Here is an 11,592-nt window from a genome sequence, read left to right as displayed (position 1 = left end):
ATCCTGTCTCGGTGGCGCACGGCGCACATCCATGTGCGCCGCCCTCCGGGTGTGCTTTTGTTCTCGTGAGTTAGCGGCCTCGCAGCGCTGGATGAACTGCGCGGCTTCAAGCGTAAGCCCGCATGGCCTACCTGTAGGAGCGGCGCAAGCCGCGACCGCGCCAATACGGCAACGATGCAACGTTCGTCGTAGCTGCATTCCCGCGGTCGCGGCTTGCGCCGCTCCTACAGGGCTGCGATGTCGCCACCTCGAAACTCCGAGATCAGAAATCAGAGCATCGATTGAAAATGACAGGCCAGGCAACCTCAAACCATTCAAGCAACGAAGGGCCCCTCGCGGAGCCCTTCGCCTTACCCAACCTCGAAGACCGTCGTAATCAAATCACGCCGCAGCCTTCTTCGAATCGTGGAACTGCTCCTCCTCCGTCGACCCCTTCAACGCTACCGTCGACGACTGCCCACCCTGGATCGTCTGCGTCACCGCATCGAAATACCCGGTACCCACCTCGCGCTGATGCTTGACCGCGGTGAACCCCTTCTCCGCCGCCGCGAACTCGGCCTCCTGCAACTCCACGAACGCGCTCATCTGGCGGCGCGCGTAACCGTGCGCCAGGTTGAACATGCCGTAGTTGAGGCTGTGGAAACCGGCCAGGGTGATGAACTGGAACTTGTAGCCGTAGGTCGCGATTTCCTTCTGGAACTTGGCGATGGTCGCGTCGTCCAGGTTCTTCTTCCAGTTGAAGCTCGGCGAACAGTTGTAGGCCAGCAGCTTGCCCGGGAACTTGGCGTGGATCGCCTCGGCGAACTTGCGCGCGAATTCCAGGTCCGGCTTGCCGGTCTCGCACCACACCAGATCGGCGTACGGTGCGTAGGCCAGGCCGCGGCTGATCGCCTGGTCCAGGCCGTTGCGGGTCTTGTAGAAACCTTCGTTGGTGCGCTCGCCGGTGGTGAAGGGCTGATCGTTCGGATCGATGTCGGCGGTCAACAGGTCGGCGGCTTCGGCGTCGGTGCGCGCGACGATCAGGGTCGGCACGCCCATGACATCGGCGGCCAGGCGCGCGGCGACCAGCTTCTCGACCGCTTCGCGGGTCGGCACCAGCACCTTGCCGCCCATGTGGCCGCACTTCTTGACCGAAGCGAGCTGGTCTTCGAAATGCACGCCCGAGGCGCCGGCCTCGATCATGCCCTTCATCAGTTCGAAGGCGTTGAGCACGCCGCCGAAACCGGCTTCGGCGTCGGCCACGATCGGCTGCAGGAAGTCGATGTCGCCGGTGCCTTCGGCGCACTGGATCTGATCGGCGCGCAGCAGGGTGTTGTTGATGCGGCGCACGACCTGCGGCACCGAGTTGGCCGGGTACAGCGACTGGTCGGGGTACATCTCGCCGGCGATGTTGGCGTCGGCCGCGACCTGCCAGCCCGACAGATAGATCGCCTTCAGGCCGGCCTTGACCTGCTGCATGGCCTGGTTGCCGGTCAGCGCGCCGAGCGCGTTGACGAAGTCTTCCGTGTGCAGCGAAGCCCACAGCTTGTTGGCGCCGAGCTTGGCGATGGTGTGTTCGACCGGCACCGTGCCGCGCAGGCGCACCACGTCTTCGGCCGAGTACGGACGGGTGATGCCGTCCCAGCGCGGGTTGCTGGCCCAATCCTGGCGGAGTTGATCGGCGGTCGGCAGCGTGTGGCTCATGACTTCGATTCCTTGCGTTTGGGTCGTTGTGACGTGGGATGTCGTATGGATCGTTTCCGACTGTAGGAGCGGCGCGAGCCGCGACCGCGAAACCACGCTTGCCGCGTATGTGCGATGTCGCGGTCGCGGCTTGCGCCGCTCCTACAGGTAGTCAGTCGATGCGTTCGTAGGCCGGGAGGGTCAGGAACTCGGCCAGCGTCGGGGAATGGGTCAGCTCGTCGAGCATGGCGATGGCTTCATCGAGCTTTCCGCTGCCCGGCAACTTCGCGTCGCCGGCGAGCTTGCTAGGCAGGCCGATCAGCGCGCGTTCGAGCAGGGCGAAATCCACCGGCGTGCCGTCGTCGAGGAACAGCGACGGCGCGTGCAGCCACTGCCACAGCTGGGTGCGCGCGATCTCGGCGGTGGCGGCGTCTTCCATCAGCCAGTGGATCGGCACGCAGCCATTGCCTTCCAGCCACGCGGCGAGATAGCGCACGCAGACTTCGACGTTGCCCTCGAAACCGGCGCGGGTGACGGTGCCGAACGAGGGCTTGATCAGATCGTCGCGGATGATCAGCACGTCCTCGCGCAGCACGTGCTGCTGGTGCGGGGTCGGCATGCGTTCGTCGAAGATGCGCATCGCCAGCGGGATCAGCGCCGGATGCGCGACCCAGGTGCCGTCGTGGCCGGCGGTGACTTCGCGCAACTTGTCGGCGCGGACCTTGGCCAGCGCGGCCTCGTTGGCGGCTTCGTCGCCGCTGATCGGGATCTGCGCGGCCATGCCGCCCATCGCATGCGCGCCGCGCTTGTGGCAGGTCTGGATCAGCAGTTCCGAGTAGGCGCGCAGGAACGGCTGGGTCATGGTCACCTGGCCGCGTTCGGGCAGGACCTTGTCGCGGTGCGCGCGGAAGGTCTTGATGTACGAGAACACGTAGTCCCAGCGGCCGCAGTTGAGGCCGGCGATGCGGCTGCGCAGCGCGTGCAGGATTTCGTCCATCTCGAACACGGCCGGCAAGGTCTCGATCAGCACGGTGACCTTCATCTGCCCGGGCTCCAGGCCCAGTTCGGTCTCGACGTGCTCGAGCACCTCGTTCCACAGCGCCGCCTCTTCCATCGACTGCAGCTTGGGCAGGTAGAAGTACGGGCCGCGGCCCAGGGCGGCGAGCGCCTTGGCGTTGTGGAAGGCGAACAGGCCCAGGTCGAACAGGCTGGCGGAGATCGCCGCGCCGTCGACGCGCAGGTGCTTCTCGTCCAGGTGCCAGCCGCGCGGGCGCACCATCAGCACCGCCTGCTGTTCGAACGGCTTGAGCGCGTAGTGCTTGCCGCTGTCGGGCGCGGTCCAGTCCAGGCGTCCGGCGACGGCGTCGCGCAGCGCGCGCTGGCCGGTCAGCAGGTTGGCCCAGGTCGGCGCGGTGCTGTCCTCGAAATCGGCCATGTACACCTTCGCGCCGGAGTTCAGCGCGTTGATGACCATCTTCGGGTCGGTCGGACCGGTGATCTCGACCCGGCGGTCGAGCAGCGCGGCCGGCAGCGGCGCGACGCGCCAGGCGGAATTGCGGATCGCGGCGGTGTCGTCGCGGAAATCGGGTAGGCCGCCGGCGTCGAAGAACGCCTGGCGCTCGCGGCGCGCGGCCAGCCGGGCCTGGCGGGTGGGTTCGAAACGGCGGTGCAGGCCGGCGAGGAAGCTCAGGGCGGCCGGGGTCAGCAACGGCTCCTGTCCGGCCAAGGTGGCCGTGAGCTCGATGCCGTCACCCGGCGGACGTTGCGGCTCGGGTTGCGGGTCCTGCCATTGCTTGATCACTGCCGACATGCTGCGACTCCTGTGGGGATGGGGCGGCCCGCTACGAGCGCGTCCCTTGCCCCAGACCATGCGGCGCCGTGTTGTATTTGACAATCAAGTTTTTTCAATGCATATCATTTGGAAAACTTATATATGGCTTTCACGTGACATCCACGCGTGTGCTAAGTCCCCGATTTGCTTACAAAGGCGACCGCCTCAAGCCGCTGCGGGCGTTCTGCCAGACCGCCCGATTGGGCTCGGTCTCACGTGCGGCTGAGGCGCTGTACCTGAGCCAGCCGGCGGTAACCCTTCAGCTTCAGGCGCTGGAGCGCGAAATGGGGGTGCGCCTGCTTGAGCGCAGCGGCCGCCGTCTGAGCCTCACCCGCGAGGGCCAGGAGCTGTACGAACTGGCCCGGCCGCTGGTCGAGGGCCTGGACGGGCTGGACGGCGCCTTCCGCGAGCGCATCCGCGGCCTGGACGCGGGCGATCTCAATGTCGCCGCCGGCAGTTCGACCATCCTGTACCTGCTGCCGAAGATCGTCGAAGCCTTCCGCACGGCCCACCCTGAGGTGCGGCTGACCCTGCACAACGTCACCGGCGCCGGCGGCCTGGACTTGCTGCGTTCCGACGGGGTGGACCTGGCGGTCGGGTCGATGCTGGATGTGCCCGGCGACCTGAGCTACGCGCCGGTGTATCGGTTCGAGCCGATGCTGATCACGCCGCGCGACCATCCGCTGGCGAAGCTAGAACGAGTGACATTGCAGGATCTGAGTCCCTTCGGCCTGATTTTGCCGCCGCAGCGACTTACGACTTACCGCATGGTCGACTTGGTGTTCCAGCAGAACCGGGTGCCGTACACGGTCGCGCTGGAAGTCGGCGGCTGGGAGGTGATCAAGCAGTACGTGGCGATGGGGCTGGGGATCAGCATCGTCACCGCGATCTGCCTGACCGACGCCGACCGCGCGCGGCTGTCGGCGCGTTCGCTGGCCGACTATTTCCCCTCGCGCAGTTACGGCGTGGTGGTGCGCAAGGGCAAATACCTGTCGCCGCAGGCGCGTGCGTTCACCGAGTTGATCCAGCCGGATCTGTTCGTGCGTGGGGATTATTACGCGACCGGGCAGTCCGATCGCTGAGGATTTCGTCCGCAGCCCCTGTAGGAGCGGCGCGAGCCGCGACCGCGACACCACGGTTACGGCGCCTGCATCGCAGTGGCGTCGTTTTCACCCGTGGCGTTGTCGGTTTTACCGAAGTGACGACGTATCTGTGGTTTCGCGGTCGCGGCTCGCGCCGCTCCTGCAGGGGCAAACGTGGCTTCGGGCGATCTGCGGCACAACGGAAACGACGTCTGTATCGAATCGGCGACGTTCTTGCCCCTAGCGGTGTCGGCTTTACCACGGTGGCGTCGTATTCGTGATGTCGCGATCGCGGCTCACGCCGCTCCTACAGGGGCGTCCGAAGTGCTCTGGAAGCCCCTCTCCCGTGTACGGGAGAGGGGTTGGGATGAGGGCCGATCAGTACCGCGCCGTCACCCGCACGCCACTGAACGCACTCGCGCCATACAAGCTGACGTACACATACCCGGCCTGCGGCTGCGAGATCGTCACCGACTCGCCATTGCCGGCATTGGTCGAACGGTACTGGTACGACTCGCGCGTCGCCCAGTTGCGCATGCTCGCATACAGGTCGGCGTTGCCGCTGCCGCCGCTGCTGGCGAAACTCAACTGCGTGGTGCCGGCCGGCAGGTACAGATAGAAGTAAGCGTAGTTGCCCGCGCTCGCCGCGACATTGCTGCGCGCGCAGTTCTTGCCGAGCACCCGCACATCGTTGCCCACGCATTCGGGCAGGCCCGGCGCGCTGACCGCGACGGTCTTGCTGAGGCTGTGGCTGGCGCCGCGATCGTCGGTGACGGTCAACTGCACGGTGTAGCTGCCAGCGTTGGCGTAGGTCTTGCTCGGGTTGGTGGCGGTGGACGTGCTGCCGTCGCCGAAACTCCAGCTGCGCGAGACGATGCGGCCGTCGGCGTCGCTGGAGCTGTCGCTGAAGTTCACCGTCAAACCCGTGGCCGCATAACCGAAGCCCGCGACCGGCGGCTGGTTCGGCGTGGTGCCGCAGTTCGGCGAATCGGGCTGCGCGACGCACGGCAGCCAGGCGCGGAACGCCGCGTCGTTGCTGCTGCCCAGACTGCCCATGTAGGTGGCATAGCCGGTGTAATTGCCGGGGCGGAAGTACGCCAGGATCGCGTTCACCTGATCGTGGCGCTGCTCGAACATGAAGCGCACCGCCAGATAGCCCCAGCGATAGACCAGGGTCTGGCCGCTGTTGTAGTCGTTCTGGTAGACCCGGCTGAGCGCATAGGTCGCGCGTGCGGCTTCTTCCTGCGCGCCTTGGTTGGCGACGCCGCGGTAGCTGTAGGACAGGTACTCGGCGAAGCCTTCGATCCACCACACCGTCTTTTGCCTGATCGCGTCTTCGAAGTCGCCCCACATGTTGAAGCGGCCGTCGAGGTAGTGGACGTACTCGTGGGTGAGGTTCCAGATCTCGAAGGTCTGCGGACGCAGCCACTCGGCTTCATAGGCGATGAAACGCGCCTGGTTGCCGGGCAGCGACGGATCGCCTTCCAGGTACATGCCGCCGTTGTTGGTGTCGATGCCGTAGATCGCGCCGGCGTAGATGCCGTAGTCGTCGCTGCTGTCGAACACGGTCATTTCCAGGCTCGCGTTGCCGTCGCCATTGACCGGCACGCCGCCGGTGGCGAGCGCGTTGTGGAAATAGGTTTCCTGCCCGGCCACGGTGGCGCAGGTCGAGGCCAGTTCCGCCGCGCTCATCGATTGCGCGCGCAGCCGCAGGGTCGGGCTGCAGGTGTGGCGGATCGGCAGCGCCGCCGCTTCGACCCGGGCGACGAAACCGCACAGGCCGTAGTACGCGCAATTGGCTTGATCGTAGTAGTCGACCATCTCGCCGACGCCGACCCACAGCCGCGCGGTCGGACCGGTCACCGCCGAGCGATCGATCAAGGCTTTGACCCGCGCCCGCGCCAAGGTCTTCAAGGCGCCGTCGTATTGCAGGAAGCGACTGAGCTCGCGGCCGGCGTTGGCGACCAGGTACGCGTTGTCGCCGCCGAGCAGGCCGAAGTTGCGGTCGGCGAACCCGTACAAGGTCTCGACGATGGAACTGTCCGACTGCACCAGCGCGCGGAACGCCGCGTCCTGATGGCCGCGGAAGGTGATCGTGTAGGCGTTGTTGACCGCCACCTTCATCCAGTAGAACGCGTTGTAGCTGGCGTTGTAGCCGTCGAGCAGGCGCTTGACCACCGGCAGATAGCGCGCGTTCTCGGCCGAGCTGTCGATCAGGGTGACGAACTCGGCCAGCACTTCGCCATGCACGTCGTTGACCAGGCTGAAGCGCGCGTTGCCGGCGAACGCGTCCAGCGCCGAACGGATCGCGTTGCGCAGCGGCGCGCCGTAAGTACCGACGCTGGTGTCGTAGTACTGCACGTAGTAGCCGGCGCGCAGGAACAGCACCAGTTGCAGGGTGCTGTCGGCATTGGTGCCGTCGTAACTACGCGCCGAGGTCGCGAAGGCGTCGGCGATGCTGACCATCTGCGCTTCGCGGAACGTGGCGTAGGCGTTCGGGCCGCTGATGTTGAACAACTGGTTGATGCAATCGGCGCTGGCGGCCTTGACCGCGCTGACCAGCGCCGTGCCGCTGAGCGCGCCGAAGGTGTTGGCGTCGCAGGCGGCGGCCTTCGCGCGTGCCGAGGTGTGCGCGAACGACGGCCTGCGCAGCAGATCGCGACGCGACTGCGCGCCGTCGTAGGCGCTGTCTTCGCGATCGGCCAGGGTCGGCTGCTGCGGCGCGCGGCGCGACGGTGCGAGCGCGCGATCCTGCTGGTGTTCGCCGAACAATTGGCGCTCGGTGGCGGGTTGCCGCGGCAGGCCGATGGACGCGGCGACGCGCGATTGCGGCAACGCGGCCTGCGAGTTCGCTGCCGTCACGGCGCTGCGCGACTGCGTGCTCGCTTGCGCTTGCAGCGGTGCAGGCGCGGCGACGCGCGCCTGCACCGATTCGAGCATGGACGCCCACGGCAGGGCATAACTGAAACAACTCACGACACTGACGGCCAGGCCAAGCATGAGCGCTTGGCGCGTCCGCGGTTTGGGTGCGAAGGACATCGACGATCTCCTTGAAGGAAGACGACGCCCAGGCGGCGCCCGCGCGGATGCGCGGCGTGGCGGCCGGGGGTCGCGGTGACGGGATAACGGGTGGTGCGACGACAGGTGATGCGGGTGCTGCGCAGTGCGGTCGGACGGTTGGATGGCGGGCGGCTCTCCGGCGTCGGAACGGGCGCGTGCGGCGGGCGGCGCGGAAACGCGCAGCCGGCATGGCGATGCAGGGCATCGGGGTCCGGTTCCGCGATCGGTGGCACACGATCCATTGCGCCGGCCGCGGGCATGCGCCGGCCCAGCCATCGAGCGGCCGCGCGTGCGTATCCCGGTAACGGCGACTGCCCCCTCAGGCATGGGTCGCCCGACTGCCGCGGCCTTCCCCCTGCGTGTCATACGGCGGACACGGAAAGCTGCATATCGGTATAACGTATACGTTATATGCCTTATCAGTGCCGCTTCCGTGATCCAGGTCGTGGCTTGATGTGCCCGCGCCTGCCTGAAGTGACACGCCGACGAACGGTTGGAGGCGCTCGATCGGTATGAGTCGGTCGCTGCGGCAGGGCGGGTCGGACGCCATTGGCGTGGTTCGCTCAGTCCCTGTCCGCTCCCGCCATCCGTGTTGAGCTCTGGTCCGGCGCCAGGTAGATCGCAAGCGCGAAGTCTTTTGTGGGAGGGGCTTCAGCCCGATGCTTTTTCGATCCGGCGCGGCATAGGCTCGAAGCGATCTGAGACGAGAGCATCGGGCCTGAAGGCCCTCCCACAAGAGACTTCGGGCTTACGGGCGAACCGGCGGAAATATGGAAGCGCGAGAGCGCCAGTCGATGCCTGCGAACTGCGAGGGCGATGCCTGCCAGTCCGGAAGGCATGAGATCTCCGTGGGAGGGGCTTCAGCCCCGACGCTGTTCGATCCGACGCGGCATAGGCTCGAAGCGATCTGAGACGAGAGCATCGGGCCTGAAGGCCCTCCCACAAGAGACTTCGGGCTTACGGGCGAACCGGCGGGAATTGTGGAAGCGCGAGAGCCCCAGTCGAGGCCTGCGAACTTGGGGGGCGGTGCCTCCAGACCCGAAAGGCACGAAGTCTCTGTGGGAGGGGCTTCAGCCCCGATGCTTTTCGATCCGGCGCGGCATAGGTTCGAAGTGATCTGAGACGAGAGCATCGGGCCTGAAGGCCCTCCCACAAGAGACTTCGGACTTACAGACGATCCGGCGGGGATGCGGGGGATGTGGGGGATGCGAGAACAGTGGCTCCGGGGTCGTTGAAGCCCGCAACCTCGCAAAGCCGGCCCCCCACGAGTCCGAAAGGCACGAGGTCTCTGTGGGAGGGCCTTCAGGCCCGACGCTTTTCTCTCAGCCCAGGCCGTCCTGCGACCATCGCCTCCGGCACCGCCTTCAAGCCACCCGCACTCGCGCCCGCATGCCCCACCCCACACCCGCGAGCCCCCGGCGGTTGGTTAGACTGGCCCTATGAGCATCGTCCCGCGTTCGTTGTCCGACCAAGCCTTCGAAGTGGTCCGCGAACGGATTCTGTCGACCCAGATTCCGCCGCTGGCGCCGATCCGCCAGGAACTGCTGGCCGAGGAACTGGGCATCAGCAAGATTCCGCTGCGCGAGGCGCTGGGCCGGCTCGAACAGCAGGGCTTGCTGTCCTCGCACCCCAACCGCGGTTTCTTCGTGCCGGCGCTGACCTCGACCGAGGCCGAGGAAGTGTTCGCGCTGCGGCTGAAGATCGAACCCGAGGCCGCCGCCGACGCCAGCCTGTGCGCCGACGAGGGCGAACGCGCAGCCGCGCGCGCGGCGCTGACCGCGCTGGAAAACGCCGGCACCGCCGACGCGCACGCCACCGTCCGCTTCAACCGCAGCTTTCACCTGGCGCTGGTGCGGCCGGGCGGCAAGCACATCACCGCGCAACTGGTCGAACGCCTGCAGGTGCTGGCCGAACGCTACGTGCGCAAGCATCTGGAACCGGCCGGGCGCGAAGCGCGCGCGGCCAGCGAACACCGCGCCATCCTCGAGGCCTGGCTCGCGCGCGACGCGGCGCGGGTGAGCCGGCTGTTGTCCGAGCACATCGTCACTACCCTGCACGATCTGCGCGAGCAATTGGAAAACAGCGAACCGGACGAACCGCCCGCGGCCACGCGACGACGGCCGCGGCGGCGGGTTTCCGAGTAAGCCGCCTACAAATCTCAAAGAGCCGGCTTCAGCGGGCTCGCAAACAAGATCCACGCGCGGCGTCGGCACCCCGTCGCCAGCCTGTTGGCGGCCGCGGGTATTCCAGACAGATCCAACCACCCTCGCGCTGGCCGCGCCGAACCTTCGCACGGTTCGACGCAAGCCATGAAACCGCGCAAAGACCGCGTCGGTCCGGGCCTGCCGCAGACTATTTCGCCCAGCGGTTGTTCTTGTTATGCAGGTAGACGAAAACGTTCTCGCTTTTGTCTTTCGCCACGCCCAGGCGTCCGCCTTTGAACTGATCGATTGCAAACTCGATATGGCGTTTGAGCCAGTGGCCGTAGCGAACTTCTCGCTCGCCGACGCTGCGATAGAACTCGTCGGCCGTTTCATGGCGGCCGTCTATTTCATCCACGGTTATGAAACTCGAAACCAACACGCCCTGTTCGAATCGCAACTGCACGTTGACCGCGCCTTCCGCCGACTCTATCCGGGCCACCGCGAACTGGGTGGGCACCGGCTCGCCCAAAACCGAGCATTGGGTTTTTTCGCCGATCACGAAGCAATCGGGCAACTGCGACAGCCTTGTTTCGCTGCCGATTGAAAAACCGGCGGCCCGGATGTCGCCATCCATGCCGATCGCAAGTGATTTCATGACTGCATTCCAGTGGCGGCCCGAGCGGCCGGCCGCTCAAGCCGTACCGTGATGCTTACCCTGCCAGGGCTTGTACCAATCGCGGATGCGGCGCATGTCGGCGTCCATGTCCTCGCCGAGGTGGAACATCTCGCCGATCCCGATGATCTTGTCGGGGTAATGGAAATACGCCGGCACCACCGGCACGTCGGCGGCCTTGGCGATCTTCCAAAAGCCCGCCTTCCAGCGCTCCACCGCCTTGCGCGTGCCCTCCGGCGCGATCCCCAGCCAGAAACGCTCGGCGCCGCGGATCATCGCCACGGCCTGCTCGATCACCCCGTGCGCGGCGTTGCGGTTGATCGGGATCACCCCGAGCCGGCGCAGCAGCATGCCCAGCAGCGGCACCCGGAACAGCGACTCCTTGGCGATGATCTTCACGTCCAGGCCCATCGCGGCCTTGGCCGCGAAGCCCCACACGCCGTCCCAGTTGGACGAATGCGGCGCGCCGATCAGCACCGCGCGCGGGATGTCGGGAAACGCGCCGACCATGCGCCAGCCGCCCAGCCGCAGGATGCTGCGGCCGATCCAGCGGGTCAGGCGATTGCGCCGCACCTGCGGCACCTTCGGCGGCAACGGCAACACGATGGACAACTGTTCGTCGGTCGAATCGGTGTTTCGATCGCTAGACATGCACGCTCCGTCGTCAGTCCCAATCGCGTTGCGCGCGGCCGCGCTTGGTCGCGCCGCGCTCTTTCTTGGCCCCGATCCGGCGCTCCTTGGCGGCGCGGCTGGGTTTGGTGGCGATGCGCGGCTTGGGCACGTGCAGGCCGCTTTCGACGAACGCGGCCAGGCGCACGCGCGCGTCCTCGCGGTTGCGCTCCTGGGTGCGAAAGCGCTGCGCGCTGATCACCAACACGCCCTCCAGGGTCACCCGCCGGTCGCGCTTGGTCAGCAGACGTTCGCGCACGGCTTCGGGCAGCGAAGGCGACTGCGCGATATCGAAGCGCAGTTCCACCGCTGTGGCGACCTTGTTGACGTTCTGCCCGCCCGGGCCGGTCGAACGCACGAAGCGCTCGACCAACTCCTGTTCGGGGATGGTGATTTCCGGTTCCGCCATGCTCTCCTCCGCCGGCGATTGTAGACCGGCGCGCGTTCACGTCCATGACGCGGCCTTGACCG

At 66.6% G+C, this 11,592-nt stretch carries 10 protein-coding genes; 2 read left to right on the top strand and 8 right to left on the bottom strand.

The window, feature by feature from the left end; translation table 11 throughout:
• Positions 1-381: 381 nt before the first annotated feature.
• On the bottom strand, positions 382-1,683 hold the full coding sequence (gene aceA / locus KME82_RS01760; protein WP_215497011.1) for an isocitrate lyase: 1,302 nt from the start codon (positions 1,681-1,683) through the stop codon (positions 382-384).
• Positions 1,684-1,834: 151 nt separating this feature from the next.
• Positions 1,835-3,472, bottom strand: coding sequence for a malate synthase A (aceB, locus tag KME82_RS01755; protein ID WP_215497010.1), 1,638 nt, complete (start codon positions 3,470-3,472; stop codon positions 1,835-1,837).
• A 134-nt stretch (positions 3,473-3,606) separates the two neighbouring features.
• Here aceB and KME82_RS01750 point away from each other — a divergent pair, with 134 nt between their 5' ends.
• Complete coding sequence (locus KME82_RS01750; protein ID WP_430538775.1) at positions 3,607-4,575, top strand: LysR family transcriptional regulator; 969 nt, start codon at positions 3,607-3,609, stop codon at positions 4,573-4,575.
• Between the two features lie 378 nt (positions 4,576-4,953).
• Here the strand turns inward: KME82_RS01750 and KME82_RS01745 are convergent, their stop codons facing one another.
• From KME82_RS01745 to KME82_RS26945, 3 genes are all read right to left on the bottom strand, one after another.
• A complete protein-coding gene (locus tag KME82_RS01745; protein WP_215497009.1) occupies positions 4,954-7,614 on the bottom strand; it encodes a collagenase in 2,661 nt (886 codons plus the stop codon).
• A 584-nt stretch (positions 7,615-8,198) separates the two neighbouring features.
• Positions 8,199-8,474: a DUF6053 domain-containing protein gene (locus KME82_RS26950; protein WP_430538774.1), complete on the bottom strand. Its 276-nt coding sequence runs from the start codon at positions 8,472-8,474 to the stop codon at positions 8,199-8,201.
• Positions 8,384-8,788: a DUF6053 domain-containing protein gene (locus tag KME82_RS26945; protein WP_430538773.1), complete on the bottom strand. Its 405-nt coding sequence runs from the start codon at positions 8,786-8,788 to the stop codon at positions 8,384-8,386. Before KME82_RS26945 ends, KME82_RS26950 begins: the two co-directional genes overlap by 91 nt.
• 286 nt (positions 8,789-9,074) lie before the next feature.
• On the opposite strand from KME82_RS26945, the gene KME82_RS01740 reads away from it, so the two are divergent.
• Positions 9,075-9,779 carry a GntR family transcriptional regulator gene (locus tag KME82_RS01740; RefSeq protein ID WP_215497008.1) on the top strand — a complete coding sequence of 235 codons (705 nt, stop codon included), beginning with the start codon at positions 9,075-9,077 and terminating at the stop codon, positions 9,777-9,779.
• Positions 9,780-9,987: 208 nt separating this feature from the next.
• On the opposite strand, the gene KME82_RS01735 is transcribed toward KME82_RS01740, so the two are convergent.
• Genes KME82_RS01735 through arfB form a run of 3 tightly spaced genes read right to left on the bottom strand, consistent with a single transcriptional unit; the run spans position 9,988 to position 11,530 of the window.
• Positions 9,988-10,434, bottom strand: coding sequence for a hypothetical protein (locus KME82_RS01735; RefSeq protein WP_215497007.1), 447 nt, complete (start codon positions 10,432-10,434; stop codon positions 9,988-9,990).
• 36 nt (positions 10,435-10,470) lie between these two features.
• A complete protein-coding gene (locus KME82_RS01730) occupies positions 10,471-11,103 on the bottom strand; it encodes a 1-acyl-sn-glycerol-3-phosphate acyltransferase (protein WP_215497006.1) in 633 nt (210 codons plus the stop codon).
• A gap of 13 nt (positions 11,104-11,116) precedes the next feature.
• The gene (arfB, locus tag KME82_RS01725; protein WP_215497005.1) at positions 11,117-11,530 is read right to left on the bottom strand and encodes an alternative ribosome rescue aminoacyl-tRNA hydrolase ArfB; all 414 of its coding nucleotides are present in this window, start codon (positions 11,528-11,530) and stop codon (positions 11,117-11,119) included.
• Between the last annotated feature and the right edge of the window lie 62 nt (positions 11,531-11,592).

Origin of the sequence: Lysobacter capsici, from assembly GCF_018732085.1 — a bacterium.
GTDB lineage: Bacteria > Pseudomonadota > Gammaproteobacteria > Xanthomonadales > Xanthomonadaceae > Lysobacter > Lysobacter capsici_A.
This window is presented reverse-complemented; position numbering and strand designations above follow the sequence as displayed.